Genomic DNA, 19,602 nt, shown 5'->3' on the forward strand with positions numbered 1-19,602 from the left:
CGTGGTGCGTTGGTGTTGGCGGCGACTTGTGGGCGCCCTGGGAGTGGTGGTACTGACGCCACTGCTGTTGCCGGCCGTGGCGCACGCGCAGCGCGGACGGCCGCGCGGCGGGGGCACCGAGGCCGTACGCCTCCTGGTCCGTCCCCGGGTTGGCGACACGCTGTACCTGCAGGTTGAGCAGACCGTGGAAGTGAGTGGCCGGAAGGTGGACGGGGCGCAGTCCAGCGTGCCGCCGGTTCTGCAGGGCAAGCGAGGTGCATCGCCTGCCCCCGAGTACGGTCCCCGGGTCAACCGGGCCAATACCCGGGTCACCAGGGTCCAGCTGTTTGCCCATTCGCTGGTCGAAGCGAGCGATCTGTCGGCCACCACCCTGTTGGCCACGACCGATTCCATCCGCATGTGGGCGGGTAATGCCGGCGATCCTGTGCGCCCCATGGTCGTTCCGGTGGAGGAGGACACGCGGTACGTGCGCGTGAAGGTCACGCCGGATGGGGCCATGCGCGTCAGTGATCCACCCACCGCACTGCCTCTGGGGGCTACGCTGGCTTCGGTCCCCGGCTTGCTCCCCGATGGCCCCATCTCGGTAGGGAGTGAGTGGATGCGCGAAATGGTCCTGCCATCGCTGCCACTGGGGGCGTATCGGGCCGACGGCGTGGTGCAGGCGCGCCTCCGGCTTGATTCGCTCACAGGGGGAGGGCGTCAGGCGTGGATTTCGGTGTCCGGTGTGCTGCGTCGGGATGGGGCGGCCCGGGAACTCCCAACCGGCACGAGAGTGATTACCGCCGGCACCATGCGCGGCACCATGGTGGTGGACCGGACACGGGCATGGATTACCGATGCCCGGACGGTCATGGACGTGCAATCGGAAGTGGCCCCCGGGCCTGCCGGTGCCGGGACGCCCATGTTGCTCGATATCCGCATTGTCCAACGCGTCCGGGTGCGTTGACGACCACCGCCGAACGGCGCCCCGGGGCGCCCGGTTAAGTTGTGGGATGCGTATCGTCCATCTCGCCGACCTGCACCTTGGCTTCCGCCAATACCAGCGGCTGACGCCCGGCGGCATCAACCAGCGTGAAGCCGATGTGGCGGCCACCGTGCAGCGGGCCACCACGCACATCGTGGCGATCGCGCCGGAGCTCATCGTCATTGGCGGCGACATTTTTCACACCGTCCGTCCGTCCAATCCGGCCATTCTGCACGCATTCCGCGTGCTGATGCAGTTACGCGACCAATTGCCCGACACCCCCATCGTGATGGTGGCCGGCAATCATGATGCGCCCCGGACCGCGGAGACCGGCTGCATTCTGCGCCTCTTCCGCGAAATCGGCGTGCATGTGGCCGATGCACAGGCGGAGCTGTTCACCTTTCCGGCCCGATCGCTGGCGGTTCTGGCCGTTCCCGATGTCCCGGGCATTGATCGGCCACCGCTACTGCCGCCGGACGGCTACACGCATCGTGTTCTGCTCTTGCACGGCGAAGTCGCGGGACTGTTGCCGGCCCATGCGGCGTCGGCCGATCGCGCGGCCATTGAAATTCAGCCCGAAGAGTTGCACGCCGACCAGTGGAGTTACGTGGCGTTGGGGCACTATCACGTGTATCGCGAAGTGGCCACTCGCGCCTATTACAGTGGTTCTCTGGACTACACCAGCAGCAATCCGTGGGGAGAGCTGCGCGAAGAGAAAGCGCAGGGGATCCCGGGCAAAGGCTTCATTGAGCACGATCTGGTCAGCGGTGCGCATCGGTTCCATCCGGTAGCCCCCTCGCGGCCGCTGCTTGACCTTGAGCCCATCGATGCCAGCGGCATGAGTGCTCAAGACCTCGATGGTGCCATTCGGGCCCGCGTGAATACCGCACCGGGGGGCATCGATGATCGGGTCGTCCGTGTCACGGTGCGCAATGTGGCACGCCATATCGTGCGCGAGCTCGACCACGCGGCGCTGCGCGAGTATCGCAAGCGCGCGATGCATTTTCATCTGGATACACGCCGTCCGGATCCGTTGCCGCGGCGCAAGGGAGACGGCGGGGGGGCAGGGAAGCGCGCGACACTCTCCGATATTGTGGCGGAGCAACTGCGCGAACGCGCGCTGCCCCCAGGCGTGGATCGCGAGCAGTTCGTGACGGTAGGGCTGCGCTATCTCAAGCAAGCGGAAGACGCCGCCATGGCCGCGCTGCCGGTGGTGGACGGCTGATATGCGACTTCTGTCTTTGCGACTGCAGAATTTTCGGCAACACGCCGACACGCACATCACGTTCGAACGCGGACTGACCGGCATTATTGGCCCCAATGGGTCGGGCAAGTCCACGTTGCTGGAAGCCATTGCGTGGGCGCTGTACGGCAACCCTGCCGCCCGGGGGACGCGCGACAGCATCCGGTTTTCGCGCGCGGCGCCACGTTCTCCGGTGCGTGTGGAGCTGGCGTTTGAATTGGCGGGGCATCGCTATCGCGTGATTCGTGGGCTCACCAATGCCGAGGTGTATCTCGACGCCGGGGAGACCCCCATTGCCAACACGATTACCGGGGCAACGGAGCTGCTGCAGCGTCGGCTGGGGATGACGCGGGCCGAGTTTTTTCACACGTACTTCACGGGTCAGAAAGAGCTGGACATCATGGCGGCCCTTGGCGCCGCCGAACGCGCGCGCTTTTTGTCGCGGGTGCTGGGGTACGATCGCATCAGTGGGGCCCAGGAGTTGGCGCGAGAACGTCGCCGGGCCATTCTGGCGGAGACCAATGGTCTCAAGCAGGGGATGCCGGATCCGGATGCCATCTGGCGCGCGGTCTCCGATGCCGAAGCCCGCGTGGCAGTGGCCCGTACCCGAGCGGCCGAAGCCGACGTGGCGCACCAGAGCGCTGCAGACAAGCTGACTGCACTGGTCCCGCGCTGGCAGGATGCGCAAGCGCAGCGCGACGCCCGGCAGCAGCTGGTGTCGGAGTTGCGCGTCGCCGAAAGCGAGGCGATGAGTTTTGCGCGCGATGTGGAGCGACTGGATCGTGAGCTGGAGGCCATGGCCCAGGCGCACGAGGAGTTGCTGCCGCTGCGTGCGCAGATGACTGCGCTGCTCCCGGTGCGCGAGGCGTTGGTGGGGCAGGAGCAGCTGGCGGCGGCGGATGCCCGTCGGCAGGCCATGATGGAGCGCGTTGCGGCGTACGCTGAAGAAGACGCCAAGCTGTCCGAGCGTGCGGCTCGTCTGGAGAGTGCGCCGGCGCTCGAAGTTGACACCACCGCACAACTGCTGACACTGCGCAATGCTCTTGCCGAGGCCGAGCGGACCCTCAGTCAGGAGCGCGATTTGTGGTCGCGTGACCGGCAGGCGGCCGAGACGCGTCTCGAGACATTGCGGACGCAGTACGCCGAACTCACACGGCAGCGCGAAACGCTCGAAGGACTGGGCGAACAGAGCCCCTGTCCCACCTGCGGGCGGCCGCTGGGCACCAATTTTCACACGGTGCTGGATCAGCTCACGGAGCAGATCGAAACCTTACGGGTGGACGGCAACTACTATCGTCAGCGCACCGAGCAATTGACCGCGCTGCCGGCGGCTATTGAAGCGCTGGAGGAATCGCGGCGTACGGCGCAGGGGGAAGTGGCCGCTGCCGAGCGGCGGTTGCAGCGGATCCAGGATGCCATTGCCGAAGCGGCGCGCCTTTCCGAACAGCGGGCGCAGGTGACGCTGCGGTTGCAGGAGGCCACTGCGCAGCTGGCGCTGCTCCCTTCCGGATATGATGCCGCGCAGCACGCCGCCTTGCGTGCCGACGCAGCACGGTTGCAGGAACTGGAGAACCGGGTGGCGCGGGTGAGTGGTCTCGTGGACCGGGAAGTGGCCGCGCGCTCAGAGCGCACCCGTGTGCTGGTCGCCCGCGACAGTGCACGAGCCCGGATGATGTCACTCGAGACACAGCAGGCGGCGTTGGGGATGGACGATGGGACGTACGCCAGTGTACGGGACGCCTACGACACGGCGGCGGCCGAAGGTCGCCGGGCGGAACTGGAGGCGCTGGCCGCGTCCGGCGAAGCGGAGCGCGCTCGCGCCGCGCTCGACGTGGCGGAACAGGGGCGCCGCGACCTGGCGCGGTTGCAGGGGACGTTGGATACGCTGGATACGGAGAAACGCCTGCATGATGAACTGGATCGCGCGCTCACGGATCTTCGCACCGATCTGAATTTTCAGCTCCGCCCGGAATTGGCCGACATCGCCAGTCGCTTTCTGGATGACCTTACCGACGGCCGGTATACCCATCTCGAATTCGATGAGGAGTACCGACTGCTGGTTCTGGAAGATGGTTTGCCGAAACCCGTGATCTCCGGTGGCGAAGAAGACCTGTGCAACCTGGTGCTCCGTCTCGCGATTTCGCAGATGATTGCCGAGCGGGCGGGGCAGGCATTCTCGCTGCTGATCCTGGACGAAGTGTTCGGGTCGCTGGACGAAACGCGGCGGGCCAACGTGGTGGAGTTGTTGCGCAAGCTCAATGATCGATTTGAGCAGGTCATTGTCATCACGCATATCGAACAGGTGCGTGAGGGGCTGGACCGGGTATTGCTGGTGCACTTTGATGAGACCCGGGGATGCAGTGTCGTCACCGGCGGCGTACGTTTGCCCGTCGAAGATGCGCTGGGAGGAGACGCGCAGGCTGCGCTCCCGTTGTTGGACGATGAGAGCGAGGATCCGCTCTCCCTTGCCGAGGCGTAAGTGATGACCGTAACCTCCCGCCCGTATCGCAGCGCCCGTCCCGTGGAAGGCCCGTTCGTGGCCGCAACGAGCGACATCCCGCAGCTCAATGAGGTGTTCACCGAGGCGTTTACGGAGCGCTACCGCAAGGACGGCATGACCGGGGTGCGGGTGCCGCCGCTCAATCCATCCATTTGGCAGTACGCCATTGAAGATGCCGGTGACGGTGCCCTCTGCTGGCGTGATGAGCGTGGGCGGGTGGTGGCGTTCAACATGGCGCACCATTCCGGTACGGAAGGATGGATGGGGCCGCTGTGTGTCCGGCCTGATCAGCAGGGCGTGGGGCTGGGGAAGATCATTGTGCAGAGCGGCATGCGTTGGTTGCGCCAGCAGCAGGCCCGCGTGATTGGGCTGGAGACGATGCCCCGCACCATGGACAACATCGGGTTCTACTCCAACCTGGGCTTCGTGCCCGGGCACCTCACGGTCACGCTGACGCTGGAGGCTGCCGCCGGCGACCACCGTCCGCGGCTTCTGTCCCAACTGTCGGCGTCAGACAAGAACCTGACCATGCAGGCGTGCCTGGCGCTTACGGCGCGGGTCATGCCGGGCTACGACTTCACCCGGGAGATCGAAATTACGGATCGGCTTGGGCTCGGCGACACGCTGCTCCTGGGGACACCGGAGGCACCGACGGGTTTTGCGGTGTGCCACACGGCGCCGCTGGTGGAGGGGCGTAATCGCGATGAGCTCCGGGTGCTGAAGCTGGTGTTGGCCCGCCGCGCGGAGCTCCCGCTCATGATGGGCGCGCTCACGGAACTGGCCCGCCGGTCCGGAACGCGTCGGCTGGCGGTCAGGCTGCAAGGGGACTATCCGGAGGCGTATCGCACGCTCGTCGCGCTGGGCGCTCGCGTGCGGTGGACCGACCTGCGCATGAGCGCGCATGGCTGGAACGAAGTCCCACCCAGCGACGGAATGGTACTGTCGAACTGGGAGATCTGACCCGCGGTTACTTGCTGGCCGGGCCGCTGGGGGTATCCCGAACGACCATGCGCCAAATGATCAGAAATACTCCTGCGGTGAGCAGCAGGTGTACCCAGCCCGGGGCTTCCGTGGCTACAGTGAGCCCGCCCCAGACCACGAGCATCACGATTCCAGCGAGTAGAGTGAGGTCCATGACACAATCTACTCGATTTTGCGATTGCGCGTTCCGTGACGCCACCCTACACTACGCGTCGTTATCGTAGTTGCGGGGCGGAGAGGATTTACTTCTTGAGCCGATAAGTCCTCAGAGAGGATTCAATAAACGGGTGAACGTCATGCCCCAGTGCGGGGAAGGCGACAGCGCGGTGAGAGTCTCATTTTTTTCTTTGGGCTTCAAGATCACCCTCTTCGTTCCCGTTCCTTCGCAAAAGCCCCGCCCTTGTGGCGGGGCTTTTGTGCGTCGTGGCCTCGGAGTGGCGGGGGGGCTCCCGTCAAGGCGTTTCACCGGTCCCAGAGCCGCCGTGGCGGTGGCCAACGGAACCATTTGACCGGCCGGCGCCTTGACTAAGCATGCCAATCGTCACCGTGACGCGCCGCCTGCGCTTCAACGCGGCGCACCGCGTTCATAATCCGGCCTTGTCCGACACCGAAAACACCCGGCTCTTCGGCAAGTGCAATAATCCCAACTGGCACGGCCACAACTACGAGCTGGAAGTGTCAGTGCGTGGGCCCGTGGATGACCGGACGGGGTACGTCATTGATCTGGGGCAGCTGCGCGACGTCGTGGAACGCGAGGTGATCGACCAGACCGACCACCGCAACTTCAACATCGACGTCCCATATATGCAGGGGATCAACCCCACGACGGAGAATGTGGTGGTGGCCATGTGGCGGGTGCTCGCACCGGCAATTGCCCCGGCGCAACTGATCCGCCTGCGGCTCTGGGAAACCGAAAACAATTATGTCGACTACGATGGGGAGTAAGAACGTGATCCGACCGGTGAGCACCGTAGCATCTGGCCGTGCGGCTGTCAGTGTGGTGGCCCCCGACGACTTTGCCGTGGATGGCAACCTCGTGGAATACGAAACCATGGTCCGCCGGCAGCTCGAGCTGATGGGCGAGGATCCTGAGCGCGACGGCCTGCTGAAGACGCCGAGTCGCGTGGCCAAGGCCATGATGTGGCTGACCCGTGGCTACGACCAGACGGCGGCGGAAGTCATTGGTGATGCGCTGTTCGAGGAGAATCACGAGAACATGGTCATGGTGCGCGACATCGAGATGTATTCGATGTGTGAGCATCACATGTTGCCCTTCTTCGGCAAGGTGCACATTGCGTACATCCCGAATGGCAAGATCGTCGGGTTGTCGAAGCTGCCGCGGGTGGTCGAGGTGTTTGCCCGTCGCCTGCAGGTGCAGGAACGGTTGGGCGAGCAGATCGCCAATGCCCTCGAAGAAACGTTGCAGCCCAAGGGGGTTGGCGTGGTCATCGAGGCCGTGCACTTGTGCATGATGATGCGCGGTGTGGAGAAGCAGAGTTCGCGCACGATCACGTCCAGCATGCGCGGCTTGTTTCGCGACGATTCCAAGACGCGCAGTGAGTTCCTCCGTCTGGCGCATTCTCCCACGTCATACTGATCCCAGCCGCCTGCGGCGCCGGAGCGCTCATGGTGCTGACTGGCCGTTCGGCCCTTGTTACCGGCGCCTCGCGCGGCATTGGCCGTGCCGTCGCCAGCGCCCTCGCCCTGGCGGGGGCGCGAGTGTTTCTGCTGGCACGATCGGCGACGGACTTGCGCGCGCTGGCGGCGCAGTTGGGGGCGCTGGCCAGCGCGCACCCCTGCGATGTGACTGATGCGGCGCACGTGGACGCCGTAATGGCGCAGCTGTTCGAGCAAACCGGTGGCTCGCTCGATATTCTGGTGAACAACGCCGGGACGTTTCCGTTGGCATCCATTGCGGATACCCCGCCAGCACTCTTCGAGCAGACGCTGGCCGCCAATCTGGCGGCGCCGTTCCGGCTGCTCCACGCCGTCTTGCCGGCCATGAGAGCGCATGGTCGTGGACATGTGGTGACCATGGGATCGGCGGCGGACCGTCGCATCTTTGGCGGCAACGGCGCGTATTCCGCCAGCAAGTTCGGCGCGCGTGCGCTGCATGAGGTGCTGCGGGAAGAATGCGCGGGGAGCGGCATCCGCACCACGCTGGTGTCCCCTGCTGCGACCGATACCCCCATCTGGGATCCGGTTGACCCGGACAACACGCCCGGGTTCCCGCCGCGGGCCAGCATGCTGCACCCCGACGATGTGGCTGATGCGGTCATCTGGGCGGTCACACGACCCCCGCACGTCAACGTGGACGAACTCCGCATCAGTCGCGCCTGACCGCCGGCGCGGGCCCGCCGCGGTGCTGGCAAAACGGCCCGCGGCGCTATCTTTGGGCATGCTTCGCGATCTGCTCGACGCACTCCGCTGCCCCATGCCGCACGAAGAATCGTGGCTCGTCGCCATGGTGTATGAGGCCGAGGGGCCACTGCTGCGTCGCGCTGATCTCTCCTGTCCGGTGTGCGCCGCCGAATACATCATCCGTGATGGCATTGCGCGCTTTGCTGAGCCTCTCGCGGGGCGCGACGACCGCGCCCCCGACCCGATGCGACTCGCGGCACTGCTCGGCGTTACCGACGGCCATCTCCCCGTGCTGCTGAGTGGCCGCTATACGCTCGCGGGTGACGCACTGGGCGCCCTGATTCCCGTGCCGCAGGTCTGGGTGAATGCGCAGGCTGTCGCCCGCCCTGGCGCACCGGGCCTCTCAGAAATGCTCGTACGCGACCGCGTCCCGTTGGGAGTGGCGACGCTCGCCGCCGCCGCCGTGGACGCCACCCATGCGACCCCCGCCATGCTGGCCAGTGTGATTCGCGCCGTGCAGCAGGGAGGGCACGTCATCGCGCCAGCCGAGACGCCACTCCCCGATGGGCTCAAGGAACTGGCGCGCGATGGAGAGGAATGGGTCGCGGAAGTGACGGCGCGCGCCAGCGGACTCATTGAGCTCCGCCGACGCGCGCCAGATGCCGTCGGTTAAGGCATCTTCCGCAACGGGTCAGTCGGCTCCGACATACAGCTCATCGATCTGCGCCTTGTAGGTCTTGTCGATCACCCGGCGCTTCACCTTCAGCGTGGGCGTCAGCTCGCCGCGCTCAATGCTGAAGTCCTGCTCGATGAGTTTGACCTTCTTGGGCATCTCGTAGCTGGCCAGCCCCTTGAGCTGTTCCTTTACTTCTTTTTCCATCTTCGCCTGAATCGTCGGCATCGCCATCAGTTCTGCCCGCGACGTCCAGACGATCTGACTGCGCGCCGCCCACTTCTCGAGCTGATCCCAGTCCGGCACGATGAGCACAATCGGAAACTTCCGCTTGTCACCGATCATGACGGCCTGAGAGACATATTTGTTTGTCTTCAGCATGTTCTCGATGGGCTGCGGCGCAATGTTCTTGCCGCCCGCCGTGACGATGATGTCCTTCTTGCGATCGGTGATGCGCAGGTAGCCATCTTCCAGGACACCGATATCCCCCGTGAAGAACCAGCCATCCTCGCTGATGGCTTCACGAGTCGCCTGCTCGTTGTTGTAGTAGCCGCGCATCACGTGGGGACCACGCGTCAGGATCTCCCCGTCCTTCGCAATCTTGACTTCCACGCCTGCGATGGGCTTGCCAACGGAGCCAAGGCGGTAATGCAGGAGATTGTTGGCGGAAATCACCGGTGAGGTCTCGGTGAGTCCGTATCCTTCCAGGATGACCAACCCCGCCGAATAGAAGAACTTGGCAATCTCGGGCGAGAGTGGGGCGCCACCTGAAATGAAATAGCGGATGTTGCCGCCCGTCCGTTCACGAAGCTTGGAGAACACCAGCTTGTTGGCCAATCCGTACTGCAGGCCAAGGAGCCCACCCGGTTCACGACCTGCCAGTTTCTCGCTGGCCCAGCGATCACCAACCGCTTTGGCCCAGAAGAAAATCTGTTTCTTGAGGCCGCCACTCGAGACCGCGTTCTCCAGCACGCGCGCGTAAATCTTTTCGTAGAGGCGCGGCACCGACATCATGAGCGACGGTTTGACTTCGCTCATGTTCACCGGGACGGTGTCGATGCTTTCGGCATACGCAATGCGCACGCCGTTGGCAAACAGGAAGTAGTCTCCCGCCCGCTCGAAAATGTGGCTCAGTGGCAGGAAGCTGAGTGCGGTATCGGTGGTGCTCACCGGCATCGTTTCCTTCGTGGCCACCACGTTGGAATAGATGTTGTCCTGCGTAAGCATCACGCCTTTCGGATTCCCCGTGGTGCCCGACGTGTAGATCAGCGTGATCAGTTGATCGGGGGACACCGCGAGTGCGGTCTCCTTGAACGTCGTCGCCCGTTCAGCATTGTCGTCGGCCGCGCCAAGCGCTTCGACGTCGGCGAGCGTCAGGTCACACCCGTCGTCCTTCGTGGCGCCGAAACCGATGACCCACTGAAGGCCCGGAGCCTGCGCGCGTATCGACGCGATCTTTCGTGCCTGATCCGCCGTGGAGACGAAGGCGGCTCGTGCTCCGCTGTCGTTCAGGATGTACGGGATCTGTTCCGCTGGCAGCGTGGGGTAGATCGGGACATCTGTGACGAGACTGCATAAACAGGCGTAGTCGGCAATGAGCCACTCGGGCCGGTTCTCCGACAGAATGGCCACGCGATCCTGTGGCACGATGCCCAGTTTAGCGAGGCCGAGCGCCGTGCGTCGTACACGTTCCAGAATGGTGCGATGACTGGTTGGCTCCCAGACGCCCTGCACCTTGTACAACAAGGCATCGGCGCGGTCGTAGCGCTCCACGGCGTCGAAAAAGAGCTTGTTGATCGTTCCCGGGGCGGGGCGCGGTCCACCCATTGCCGAGGTCAGTGGCGATGGGATTCCTGCCAACGTGTTGTTCAGGGAGGGAACGGCAGAGGCCGTACGGGAAGTCATCGCCATCTCCAACGAGGCTGATTTGGGGCTCCGGCGCGTCGGAGGACGCGGGCCGGACGGTGCCCCGGGTAGGCTCCGGAAAATTGGCGCCGTGACCGGACAGACGGGAGTCCGTCGCGTGACGGACTTCCGGCGGGCTTACTGGGAGGCCGGTCGGATGACGATCCCCACCAGCCGAACCGGGGATCCTGCCACGGGCCGTCCCTTGTAGCTGAGGGTCGCTCGCACCACCACGGAGTCGGTGACTCGCGCCGATCCCTGGGCGACCGGAAAGAGGGCTGCCCGCACCCGAACCCGCCGGGCAGCCTGACCGGAGGCACTGGTGGTATCAAGCGTGGATGCCCGGAACTGGTCGTCCACCAGATAGGCGGCAGCGGTCGTGTCATTGGTGGGATTGGCCGGCCGGATGACTTCGAAGCGCACCAGCCATCCCTGCACATCCACCGGAGTCGCACCGCTGCGATTGCGCACCCGGAGGGGCAGTTCCGGTGTCGTATTCGACTGTGCCCGGGCCCGGCCGGTATCGGGGAGCGTCACGATCAGGTCGGCCGGCGCCGGACCGGCAAAGGCGGTGTCGGGCCGTACCGTGGCGATCAGGGTGCGAATGACCTGCAATGAGGAGCCGATTCTGGCGGCTATCCGCCCCTCAGGCGCCGTCTTGGCGGCCACAACGACACCGGTGGTGGAGTCCACCAGGAATGCCGAATCCCGCCGGAAATCGGCGTAGAGATACGTGGGCGTGGCATCGGTGATGATTGCGCCGGCCGAATTGCGCACGATGGCCCGGATCGGGGTGGCAATCCCGGCTTCATTGCGCAGCGTGTCTCCCACCACCACGGAGGGGAAGGCAAATGGCGGGAGTTCGATGGCCGCCGGCACATCGGGGGCGGTGCCAACTTCGGCGCATGCAACAATCAGGGCGACCGCCGAGGCGACGCCCAGCAGAGTCCGGAAACGGTTCACGCGAAGCGTTCGGCGAGCAGCGTCGCGATGTTCACGTACGCCTGGCTGGCCGGATCGGCAGGGTTGCGCAGCACCACAGGCTGGCCAGCCGCAAATGCGTCGGCGGTCGCCGGTGTACGCGGCACAGGAACGTCAAAGACGAGATGCTGCGGGAGATGCTCACGGACATAGTGTACAACCCGCTCGGTGGCCGGGTTCCCCGCTTCGTACATCGTGAGGAGAATGCCCTCCAACGTGAGCTCTTCGTTCTCCGCCACCACATCCTGAATGGCGCGCAGAATTTGCGGCGTGGTTTGCAGCGCCAACGGCTCGCACTGCAGCGGCACCACGACGTGCTGACTGGCGGCCAACACCCGACGGGTAATGGCCCCGAGCCCCGGCGGCGTATCGACCACCACCACATGGCACCGTTCACGGGCCATGGCGAGCAGGTCCGCTAGGACGGTGGTTTCTCCCACGTGTTTCTGGAAGGCCGTATGGTCGGCAGCGTCGCTCACACTGCCAGCCAGAATGACGCGCAGCCATGGGAGCGCGGTGGGCAGGATGACCTCGCGCAACGCATGCTCGCCGCGCAGGTAGTCATCGAAGCCAATGGTGGGATGCCCTCGGCGGAGCCCCACACCGTAGCGCACCGCGCCCTGGGGATCCGCATCCACCAGCAGCGTTTTCAGGCCGCGACGCGCAAAGGCGACCGCGAGATTTACCGCCGTGGTGGTCTTGCCAACGCCACCCTTCTGACTGACGATCGACAGCACTCGCCCCACGTCAGCCCTCGGCCGGTTCATCGGCCGCCCCGTCGTTCGCGTCGTCCTGGTACTCCGGAGCCGCCTCCTGTCCGCTGAGTGCAGCGAGGGTGCGTTCCGCATGAGCCCGGAATTTGGCCGACGCGGGATCGTCGGCGCGCGTGGTGCGAAGAAATCCTTCCAGATGCAGACCGGCGTGCGCCGTGTCTCCTCGCTTGAGGAGCAGGAAGGCGAGACCGTAATGCGCCCCCGCCAGATCGGGATCGATCTGCAGGGCGCGGCGATACGTGCGAATGGCCTCTTCGGGTTGGCTCGTCTTGGAGAACGCGATGGCAATGTTCTGCAGCACGTGAGGATCGTCGGGGCGCTCGCGCAAGGCGAGGCGATACGACGTCAACGCGTTCGCGTAATCACCGCGTGATTCGAGATCGAGCGCTTCCCTGAGAAAATCGGGTTGCTTCGAATCCCGTCCGGACGAGCCGCCCACGAGGCGGCGCCACCAAGTCATGCGCTCGCAGTGAATCGTGAGAGAAAGGACTGCTGCGATCGGTTCGCAAGCGTCAGAGCCAACCTCGCAAACCTATCGGTGGAGCGTGTCCGCTACAAGACGCTCGGTGTGAAGTCAGGGGGTCCCTGAAGGGAATTCCCGAATGGCGCCGCGGAGCTCCACGGGCTACACTGCGGGAGACCCTAGAGGAGCCGTGGAATGTCTGTGCCGCAACCGTATACCCCTGATCCATCCAAAGGGGTGCTGATCGTGGATTGGCCGCTCTTCGGTGAACTTTCCCGTGCGCTGGCCGTGCGTGTGGGGCGCGAATGGATGCCCGACCTCATCGTCGGGATCGCCACGGCCGGGGTCGTTCCTGGCGCCGCCGTGGCAGCCATCCTCGACCTGCCATTCCACTCCATCCTCATTTCGCGCCGGTACCATGCCGAACAGGTGCGGGAGACTCCGGCCGTTTTCGGGGCCGCTCCGGCCGATGTGCGTGGAAAACGCGTGCTGCTGGTGGATGTCACCTGCGATTCCGGCGCTACCATGCGACTCGCCGTCGGCTCGGTGGTGAACGCCGGTGCCCGGGAAGTCCGGACGGCCGTGAACGTCAAGACCGGGAGCTACCCGGTGGACTACCACGCAATGGCGACCCAGTCCATGATCGTGCTGCCGTGGGACCGTGAAGTGTTCGTGGACGGCGAGTTGGAGCCGAACGCGAAGTATGTGGGGCTGGTGCCGGAACGAGTCGATTAGGACTCGCGTGGGGCGGCCAGCTTACGCGCTCGCTGCCGCCCGGTCGTACGGAATCCCGCGTTCCATGGCTTCCCAGACGTAGCCCATCACGTCCACTGAGCCCAGCAGAAAACGGGAACGCCCGGGGCCGGCCGTGCCGGTGTCTACTTCCAGCACGCTGATGGGCGCGCTGGCGAGCCGGCCAAAAAACCCGGCAAAGAGGCCGGTGCTTACCAGGCATCCGCCCGCATTGTCCGACGCTTCGCCCCATTCCGATACGTCCAGGGCCATTACGGCATCGCTGAGGGCGTGGAGTTCCACGCGGCCCCACCCGATGCCGTGAAAAAACGCTTCCAGCAACCAGGGAAAACGCTCGTCCGACAGTTTGTCCGGGTGCGACTCCCCCTGCTCGGACAGCCAGGTGGCGAAATGGCCATACAACGCCGTCCCGGCAGCGTAGCCGGCGTCGCGAATGGCGTCCACGGGGAGGACGGTGGCGCCGCCGTGTGCGGCCAGGGCGGACTGGCGCAGCCCGGCGAAGAATTCGACCGGGAGCGCGACCGTGCGGGGCTGGGTGCTGGTGGCGAGGCTCATGCTTCCGTGACGCTCGCCTTCTGCGAGCGTCACGTCAAGGCGTCCGGGGTGTGACGCTCTATGCTGGCAACGTATGGAATGGATCGGCTCGCTTAGCTGTTGCTGGCCCGGGCCATCAGCTCGGCCTCGTCAATTACCTCGATTCCCAGTTCGCGAGCCTTCTCCAGCTTGCTCCCCGCCTCCTCCCCGGCTACCACGAACGTCGTCTTTCTGGACACGCTGCTGGTGATCCGCCCGCCGGCCTTTTCGATCAGCGCCGTCGCTTCGCCCCGACTGAGGGTCGGCAACGTGCCGGTCAGCACCACCGTGGCCCCGGTAAACGGGCCATCGGCCTGCACCGCGTTGGGCTCGTCGAGGCGCAGGCCGTGGGCCTGCAACTTGGCAAGCAGCGCGCGCGCCGTGGGATCGGCAAAGTAGCTGGCCACACTCGCGGCAATGATATCGCCGATGCCACGCACCTCACCCAACTGCTCGGGAGTGGCCGCCATCATCGCCTCCAGTGAGCCGAAGTGGCGCGACAGCAACTGCGCCGCCTGCGCCCCCACGTGCCGGATGCCAAGTCCGAACAACAGGCGGGACAGCGGCTGCTGTTTTGAGGCCGCAATCGCGGCCACCAGATTTTCGGCGCTCTTTTCGCCAAAGCGCTCGAGCGACACGAGCTGCGCCACCGTGACGTCGAAGAGATCCGCAAAGTCGTGCACGAACCCGGCGGCGAGCAGCTGCTGAATACGGGCATAGGACAAGCCGTCAATGTCCAAGGCGTCCTTGCTGGCAAAATGCACCAGCGCTTCGAGCTGACGCCCGGCACAGGCCACGTTGGTGCAGTAGCTGGCGACATCGTCGCCGTACCGCACCACGGGCGCTCCACATTTGGGGCACTCGGCGGGAATGCGCCACGGCACCTCCGTTCCGTCGCGCCGCTCGGGGACCGGACCAAGCACATACGGAATGACGTCACCAGCCCGGACCACCTGCACGTAATCGCCTTCGCGCAAATCCTTGGCCGCAATCTGATCGGCGTTATGCAGCGATGCATACGTCACCGTCGCGCCACCAACGTCTACCGGCTCCAGGACGGCGAATGGCGTGAGCACGCCCGTGCGTCCAACGTTCACATCAATCTGGCGCAACCGGGTCACCGCCATGTCCGGCGCAAACTTGCGCGCTACGGCCCAGCGGGGCGTCCGATCATTGCGAATGCCCAGCTCATCCTGTACCGCCAGCGCGTTCACCTTCACCACACCACCATCAATCGCGAAGCCCAGCACGGCGCGTGTCTCGTGTTCCACCGTGTGCGCCCAGCGGCTCACCTCGTCCATCGTCAGGCAACGCTGACGGTGCGGCGCCACCGGAATACCCCAGGCCACGAGCGTCTCCAGCAGATCCCACTGCGTTGCGGCCGGCACGCTGCCGTCCGGCAACACGGCGGCGTAGCCAAAGAACCGGAGCGGGCGCTGGGCCGTGATGGACGGGTCAAGCTGGCGCATGGAGCCGGCCGCGGCATTGCGCGGGTTGACATATACCGGTTCACCGGCCGCCACACGTGCCTCATTCATCTGCTCGAAGCCCGCGAAGGGCAGGTACACCTCGCCACGAATTTCCATGAGTGGAGGGTGACCGGTGCCGCGCAGCCGCAACGGGATGCCACGAATGGTGCGAATGTTGAGTGTGACATCTTCGCCTTCCGTACCATCGCCCCGCGTGGCGGCGGTGGTGAGCACGCCCTCTCGATATGTCAGGGCAATGGCCGCGCCGTCGATCTTGAGCTCCACGGTATAGCCACTGCGGTGAATGGCATCCCCAACCACCCGCTCGATCGACTGTTCGAAGGCCAGCAACTCGGCGTGGTCGAAGGCATTGTCGAGGGACAACATGCGCACCAAATGCCGATGCGTCCGAAACGCGGATTGCACCGGGGCTCCCACGCGTTGGGTTGGTGAATCTTCTGTGCGTTCACTGGGGTACTGATCTTCGATGGCCTGCAATTCACGGAACAGGCGGTCGTACTCCTGGTCCGCCATGGCAGGCTGGTCGAGGACGTAGTACTCGTATTGCGCGCGGGCGAGCTGATCCCTGAGCTCGGCGGCGCGCTGGGTCGTGGCAAAAGGGACGGCAGGCATGTCGGGAATTTACCTCTGGTGCGCGGAGCATCCGAGTCCGACTGTTCGTCTGTCCGGCCTCACTTCAAGACGCGCCTTTGGCGCGGGAGGATAACATGTACGATCGCACGGATGATCACGACGGGGAACAGGGGCAGCCGGGCACACGTCGGCTGGATGGGCGGGCGCTGGGCATTGGCCTGTTGATTGGGGCGGCCATTGGCGCTGGTGCGGCGCTGCTGATGGCGCCGGCAGCAGGCGAGACCACCCGCCGGCAGCTTCGCCGCGGGGCCCGCCGCCTGTACGAGCGGAGTAGCGAGGCGGTGTCAGACCTGCGGGAGGACACCGATCGCATGGCCCGTCGGCTTGCTCGACGTGGGCTCAAGCGCAGTCGCGAACTGGCGCGCGAAGCCCGTAGCAACGTCGGATTGTAAGCACGTCATCTGATGTCGGCAGCAGCAGGCGGCGCACATGCACGCGGTGCCTCCGCGAGTCAGCGCATCCGGCGAAGTTCGTCGCCTGCCTGCTGCCGATAGCGCGGGTCATTGGCGTCCATGTTGGCGCAATTCAGCGCCGCCCGGTAAGCGGCGCGGGCATCATCGGCGCGTCCAAGGTCGCGATAGATGCGCGCCATGTCGAGGCGGTGCACGAGACGGTCAGGCTCGACTTGCACGGCGAGCTCCATGTATCGCACCGCTTCCGGCCAGCTGGCCGTGTTGAAGATCTGACCGCCCAGAAACGTTTTGGCCACGGCGCGCGTGAATCCGTTGAGGCGCATGATCTCGGCGTTCCACACCCCCATGACATGCAAGGCGCCGGCGTGCCGTGGCGCCACGCGGAGCGCCTGTAAGGCGTGCTCGCGGACTTCAATGCCGTACTTCACGCGATCGCGCGGACCCAGCGACAGCGCCGTCCGCCCGAGCGCGCGCGCGAGGTGAAAGTGCCCTTCGGCATCGCCAGGATTGAGGGCGACCGACCGACGCGCATACGCCGTCGCTTTGGCAAACACCGTCGCGCGAGCGTTCGCGTTTGGCTCGAATTCCCCGTCGTCTACCGCAACCATGGCGGCCCGCCACAGTTCGTCGTAGCTCGTGGGCTCCGAAACGCGGGCTTCTGCCGTTGCCGGGCGCACCGACTGGGCCCCTGCGGAGCAGATGGGCAGGAGCGCGACCGTCAGCCACGCGACAACGGCGGCGGCGAGACACCTCCCCCCAGCTGCTGGTTGTGAGCGGCGTGAGCGGAACCGTGCAGCCGGCGACAGGGAGGTGTAGGTTGGCATCACGTATGGAAGCACGGACTCTGATCGAACGGAAGCGCGATGGCGGGCGAATTCAGCCGGCCGAATGGCGTGCGCTCATGATACAGTACGCGGCGGGCGATGTGCCCGACTATCAAATGGCGGCGCTCGCCATGGCCATCTTTTTTGTCGGCCTCGATCGCGAAGAGCTTGGCGCGCTCACCAATGCCATGCTCGACAGCGGGGCCTCGCTCGATCTGGACCATCTCAAGATGGGGCGGGTGGACAAACACTCCACCGGTGGTGTTGGCGACAAGGTCTCGCTGGTGCTGGCCCCCCTCGTGGCCGCCTGCGGGGTTGCCGTCCCCATGATGTCCGGGCGCGGCCTGGGGCACACCGGTGGCACGCTCGACAAGCTTGAGGCCATCCCGGGGTTCCGCACCGATCTCTCGCTGGCCGTGGCCACCCGGCAGATTGAACAGCTGGGATGCGCCTTGATCGGACAGACGCGCGAAATTGCCCCGGCCGATCGGAAACTGTATGCCCTACGGGACGCCACGGCCACCGTGGAGAGCATTCCGCTCATCGCCGCCAGCATCATGTCCAAAAAACTGGCCGAAGGACTCACCGGGCTGGTGCTCGACGTAAAGCGCGGGTCGGGGGCCTTCCTGCCGGAGCTTGACCGTGGGCTGGAACTGGCGCAGACCATGATCGCCCTCGGCGCTGACCACGGCTGCCCGGTGGTTGCCCTCCTCACCGCCATGGACCGTCCGTTGGGGCGGGCCTGCGGGAACGCCATTGAGGTGGAAGAGTCAATTGCAGCACTGCGCGGCGAAGGACCGGCTGATCTGATGTCGGTGACCTATGCCCTGGGGGCTGAAATGCTGGTCCTGGGCGGCGCTGCCAGTGACCGCAACGAGGCGAGGCGTCGCATGGAGGTGGCCATTTCCAGCGGACGGGCGGCCCGGAAGTTTCAGGAGATCATTGAGGCGCAGGGGGGAAATCCGGCCGTCGTGGATGATCCGGGGCTGTTGCCGCAAGCCGCCGAGTGCGAACTGTTCGTGGCCCCCCGCGATGGGGTCGTGGCCCAGGTGGAGCCGCGGGCCATTGGCCGGGGCATCACGGCCCTGGGCGGCGGGCGCACCAAGGTGGAAGACACCGTTGACCCGGCGGTGGGCTTCGTCATTACCGCGCGACCCGGTGATGTGGTTCGGGCCGGCGAGCCGTTGGCGACGATCTTTGCCCGCAATGAAGCGGGGGTGGCGGCGGGGGTGGCGTCGCTCAAGGAGGCCATTCGTATCGCCGACGAGGCGGACCCGCCCCTGCCGCTCATTTCGCACCGAGTCACCGAAGCCGGCGTGCAGCTCTGGGACGAGGACTGAGACGTAAGACCGGCGAGGTGAGACGGCGAGGTCCGAGCGTTGCGAGTTGAGACGGTGCGATGGATATCGAAGGTGAGAGGGTCGAGATAACCACGACGTTGAGAGGTGCGGGTGCTGGCGTCCGCACGGAACTGCGGAGGGGCTCCCGTCCCGGGGCAGGCACCGAATAGACGCTCGTGGTTTCCACAGGAACCGGCGCCCCCCACTCCCTGTTCGTCACCGGAACGCCTAGTTTTGGCTCGTCGGCGGTCCTCCCGACCGCTTTCCGTTCACCGGTGCCTCGGCGCCCCTGTCCGTCACGCCATGCTTTCTCCGTCCACCAACCGCCTCCTCAGCCTTGTCGCCGCCGGCGCGGCTCTGCCGCTGCTCGGCCTCTACGGCCTGCTGATGTACATCTCCACGCCCAGCCCCACGGGCGGCATGGAGCCGACGATGACGACGGTGTGCTATGTGGCGTTGACGTTCCTCTTCGGGGGCCTCATTACCGTGGCGCTCAACTTCTCCAGCCAGCTCAGTCGGCAGGCGAAGGGACAGATCACCACGCCGTAATCGCCACGTAGGTGTACGCGCACCCGGCTGTCGGCTTTTGCTGACAGCCGGGTTTTTGTTTGTGTGCCATTGAGTGCGCTCCGGCGGCGGCCAATCGCAACGGCCCGGCAAACGTGATGTCCGCGCACCAGGTAGGGTAGAACGTTCACGCGCGTGTCGCACATCACGGATGACGTTATGGCG

At 65.4% G+C, this 19,602-nt stretch carries 20 protein-coding genes; 12 read left to right on the forward strand and 8 right to left on the reverse strand.

Annotated features, from left to right (window positions below; genetic code table 11):
• Window positions 1-28: 28 nt before the first annotated feature.
• Genes GEMMAAP_RS04790 through GEMMAAP_RS04805 form a run of 4 tightly spaced genes read left to right on the forward strand, consistent with a single transcriptional unit; the run spans window position 29 to window position 5,667 of the window.
• Window positions 29-946, forward strand: coding sequence for a hypothetical protein (locus tag GEMMAAP_RS04790; protein ID WP_145979009.1), 918 nt, complete (start codon window positions 29-31; stop codon window positions 944-946).
• A gap of 46 nt (window positions 947-992) precedes the next feature.
• Window positions 993-2,189, forward strand: a complete 1,197-nt coding sequence (locus GEMMAAP_RS04795; protein WP_026850026.1) for a metallophosphoesterase family protein — start codon at window positions 993-995, stop codon at window positions 2,187-2,189.
• Window position 2,190: 1 nt separating this feature from the next.
• The gene (locus GEMMAAP_RS04800) at window positions 2,191-4,686 is read left to right on the forward strand and encodes an AAA family ATPase (protein WP_026850025.1); all 2,496 of its coding nucleotides are present in this window, start codon (window positions 2,191-2,193) and stop codon (window positions 4,684-4,686) included.
• A gap of 3 nt (window positions 4,687-4,689) precedes the next feature.
• A complete protein-coding gene (locus tag GEMMAAP_RS04805; protein WP_026850024.1) occupies window positions 4,690-5,667 on the forward strand; it encodes a GNAT family N-acetyltransferase in 978 nt (325 codons plus the stop codon).
• Window positions 5,668-5,674: 7 nt separating this feature from the next.
• Here GEMMAAP_RS04805 and GEMMAAP_RS20495 read toward each other — a convergent pair whose 3' ends face one another.
• Window positions 5,675-5,842, reverse strand: a complete 168-nt coding sequence (locus GEMMAAP_RS20495) for a hypothetical protein (protein ID WP_158514737.1) — start codon at window positions 5,840-5,842, stop codon at window positions 5,675-5,677.
• A 377-nt stretch (window positions 5,843-6,219) separates the two neighbouring features.
• Between GEMMAAP_RS20495 and GEMMAAP_RS04810 the strand changes: the two genes are divergently transcribed.
• The 4 genes from GEMMAAP_RS04810 (at window position 6,220) to GEMMAAP_RS04825 (ending at window position 8,722) form a co-directional block, all read left to right on the forward strand.
• Window positions 6,220-6,633 (forward strand): 6-carboxytetrahydropterin synthase, encoded by a 414-nt coding sequence (locus tag GEMMAAP_RS04810; RefSeq protein ID WP_026850023.1) that lies wholly within the window; start codon window positions 6,220-6,222, stop codon window positions 6,631-6,633.
• Between the two features lie 106 nt (window positions 6,634-6,739).
• Complete coding sequence (gene folE, locus GEMMAAP_RS04815; RefSeq protein WP_043581214.1) at window positions 6,740-7,285, forward strand: GTP cyclohydrolase I FolE; 546 nt, start codon at window positions 6,740-6,742, stop codon at window positions 7,283-7,285.
• A gap of 29 nt (window positions 7,286-7,314) precedes the next feature.
• Entirely contained in the window at window positions 7,315-8,028 is a 714-nt protein-coding gene (locus GEMMAAP_RS04820; protein ID WP_026850021.1) for an SDR family oxidoreductase, read from the forward strand.
• A gap of 58 nt (window positions 8,029-8,086) precedes the next feature.
• Window positions 8,087-8,722: a hypothetical protein gene (locus GEMMAAP_RS04825; RefSeq protein WP_026850020.1), complete on the forward strand. Its 636-nt coding sequence runs from the start codon at window positions 8,087-8,089 to the stop codon at window positions 8,720-8,722.
• A gap of 18 nt (window positions 8,723-8,740) precedes the next feature.
• Here GEMMAAP_RS04825 and GEMMAAP_RS04830 read toward each other — a convergent pair whose 3' ends face one another.
• The 4 genes from GEMMAAP_RS04830 to GEMMAAP_RS04845 all read right to left on the reverse strand — a co-directional run bounded on the left by GEMMAAP_RS04830 (window position 8,741) and on the right by GEMMAAP_RS04845 (window position 12,841).
• Window positions 8,741-10,627: an AMP-dependent synthetase/ligase gene (locus GEMMAAP_RS04830; RefSeq protein ID WP_158514738.1), complete on the reverse strand. Its 1,887-nt coding sequence runs from the start codon at window positions 10,625-10,627 to the stop codon at window positions 8,741-8,743.
• Window positions 10,628-10,765: 138 nt separating this feature from the next.
• Window positions 10,766-11,590: a hypothetical protein gene (locus GEMMAAP_RS04835; protein WP_026850018.1), complete on the reverse strand. Its 825-nt coding sequence runs from the start codon at window positions 11,588-11,590 to the stop codon at window positions 10,766-10,768.
• Window positions 11,587-12,345: a ParA family protein gene (locus GEMMAAP_RS04840; RefSeq protein WP_026850017.1), complete on the reverse strand. Its 759-nt coding sequence runs from the start codon at window positions 12,343-12,345 to the stop codon at window positions 11,587-11,589. The genes GEMMAAP_RS04835 and GEMMAAP_RS04840 overlap by 4 nt, the downstream gene beginning before the upstream one ends.
• Window positions 12,346-12,355: 10 nt before the next feature.
• Window positions 12,356-12,841 carry a tetratricopeptide repeat protein gene (locus GEMMAAP_RS04845; RefSeq protein WP_026850016.1) on the reverse strand — a complete coding sequence of 162 codons (486 nt, stop codon included), beginning with the start codon at window positions 12,839-12,841 and terminating at the stop codon, window positions 12,356-12,358.
• Between the two features lie 198 nt (window positions 12,842-13,039).
• On the opposite strand from GEMMAAP_RS04845, the gene GEMMAAP_RS04850 reads away from it, so the two are divergent.
• Entirely contained in the window at window positions 13,040-13,579 is a 540-nt protein-coding gene (locus tag GEMMAAP_RS04850) for a phosphoribosyltransferase (RefSeq protein ID WP_075071430.1), read from the forward strand.
• A 21-nt stretch (window positions 13,580-13,600) separates the two neighbouring features.
• On the opposite strand, the gene GEMMAAP_RS04855 is transcribed toward GEMMAAP_RS04850, so the two are convergent.
• Window positions 13,601-14,152 carry a hypothetical protein gene (locus GEMMAAP_RS04855; RefSeq protein ID WP_158514739.1) on the reverse strand — a complete coding sequence of 184 codons (552 nt, stop codon included), beginning with the start codon at window positions 14,150-14,152 and terminating at the stop codon, window positions 13,601-13,603.
• Between the two features lie 92 nt (window positions 14,153-14,244).
• Window positions 14,245-16,272 (reverse strand): NAD-dependent DNA ligase LigA, encoded by a 2,028-nt coding sequence (gene ligA, locus GEMMAAP_RS04860; RefSeq protein ID WP_026850014.1) that lies wholly within the window; start codon window positions 16,270-16,272, stop codon window positions 14,245-14,247.
• Between the two features lie 95 nt (window positions 16,273-16,367).
• Here ligA and GEMMAAP_RS04865 point away from each other — a divergent pair, with 95 nt between their 5' ends.
• Window positions 16,368-16,685 carry a YtxH domain-containing protein gene (locus GEMMAAP_RS04865; RefSeq protein ID WP_043581059.1) on the forward strand — a complete coding sequence of 106 codons (318 nt, stop codon included), beginning with the start codon at window positions 16,368-16,370 and terminating at the stop codon, window positions 16,683-16,685.
• A gap of 59 nt (window positions 16,686-16,744) precedes the next feature.
• On the opposite strand, the gene GEMMAAP_RS04870 is transcribed toward GEMMAAP_RS04865, so the two are convergent.
• A complete protein-coding gene (locus GEMMAAP_RS04870; protein WP_145979010.1) occupies window positions 16,745-17,530 on the reverse strand; it encodes a hypothetical protein in 786 nt (261 codons plus the stop codon).
• A 5-nt stretch (window positions 17,531-17,535) separates the two neighbouring features.
• Here GEMMAAP_RS04870 and GEMMAAP_RS04875 point away from each other — a divergent pair, with 5 nt between their 5' ends.
• Window positions 17,536-18,870, forward strand: a complete 1,335-nt coding sequence (locus tag GEMMAAP_RS04875; RefSeq protein WP_026850012.1) for a thymidine phosphorylase — start codon at window positions 17,536-17,538, stop codon at window positions 18,868-18,870.
• Between the two features lie 303 nt (window positions 18,871-19,173).
• Complete coding sequence (locus GEMMAAP_RS04880; protein ID WP_026850011.1) at window positions 19,174-19,419, forward strand: hypothetical protein; 246 nt, start codon at window positions 19,174-19,176, stop codon at window positions 19,417-19,419.
• Window positions 19,420-19,602 lie beyond the last annotated feature (183 nt).

Source organism: Gemmatimonas phototrophica (assembly GCF_000695095.2).
GTDB lineage: Bacteria > Gemmatimonadota > Gemmatimonadetes > Gemmatimonadales > Gemmatimonadaceae > Gemmatimonas > Gemmatimonas phototrophica.

Bases quoted from the DNA above. Each gene is read 5' to 3' on its own strand.
- GEMMAAP_RS04795 (WP_026850026.1), top strand. From the start codon at position 993: ATGCGTATCGTCCATCTCGCCGACCTGCACCTTGGCTTCCGCCAATAC.
- GEMMAAP_RS04800 (WP_026850025.1), top strand. From the start codon at position 2,191: ATGCGACTTCTGTCTTTGCGACTGCAGAATTTTCGGCAACACGCCGAC.
- GEMMAAP_RS04805 (WP_026850024.1), top strand. From the start codon at position 4,690: ATGACCGTAACCTCCCGCCCGTATCGCAGCGCCCGTCCCGTGGAAGGC.
- GEMMAAP_RS20495 (WP_158514737.1), bottom strand. From the start codon at position 5,842: ATGGACCTCACTCTACTCGCTGGAATCGTGATGCTCGTGGTCTGGGGC.
- GEMMAAP_RS04810 (WP_026850023.1), top strand. From the start codon at position 6,220: ATGCCAATCGTCACCGTGACGCGCCGCCTGCGCTTCAACGCGGCGCAC.
- folE (WP_043581214.1), top strand. From the start codon at position 6,740: ATGGTCCGCCGGCAGCTCGAGCTGATGGGCGAGGATCCTGAGCGCGAC.
- GEMMAAP_RS04820 (WP_026850021.1), top strand. From the start codon at position 7,315: ATGGTGCTGACTGGCCGTTCGGCCCTTGTTACCGGCGCCTCGCGCGGC.
- GEMMAAP_RS04825 (WP_026850020.1), top strand. From the start codon at position 8,087: ATGCTTCGCGATCTGCTCGACGCACTCCGCTGCCCCATGCCGCACGAA.
- GEMMAAP_RS04830 (WP_158514738.1), bottom strand. From the start codon at position 10,627: ATGACTTCCCGTACGGCCTCTGCCGTTCCCTCCCTGAACAACACGTTG.
- GEMMAAP_RS04845 (WP_026850016.1), bottom strand. From the start codon at position 12,841: ATGACTTGGTGGCGCCGCCTCGTGGGCGGCTCGTCCGGACGGGATTCG.
- GEMMAAP_RS04850 (WP_075071430.1), top strand. From the start codon at position 13,040: ATGTCTGTGCCGCAACCGTATACCCCTGATCCATCCAAAGGGGTGCTG.
- GEMMAAP_RS04855 (WP_158514739.1), bottom strand. From the start codon at position 14,152: ATGAGCCTCGCCACCAGCACCCAGCCCCGCACGGTCGCGCTCCCGGTC.
- ligA (WP_026850014.1), bottom strand. From the start codon at position 16,272: ATGCCTGCCGTCCCTTTTGCCACGACCCAGCGCGCCGCCGAGCTCAGG.
- GEMMAAP_RS04865 (WP_043581059.1), top strand. From the start codon at position 16,368: ATGTACGATCGCACGGATGATCACGACGGGGAACAGGGGCAGCCGGGC.
- GEMMAAP_RS04870 (WP_145979010.1), bottom strand. From the start codon at position 17,530: ATGCCAACCTACACCTCCCTGTCGCCGGCTGCACGGTTCCGCTCACGC.
- GEMMAAP_RS04875 (WP_026850012.1), top strand. From the start codon at position 17,536: ATGGAAGCACGGACTCTGATCGAACGGAAGCGCGATGGCGGGCGAATT.
- GEMMAAP_RS04880 (WP_026850011.1), top strand. From the start codon at position 19,174: ATGCTTTCTCCGTCCACCAACCGCCTCCTCAGCCTTGTCGCCGCCGGC.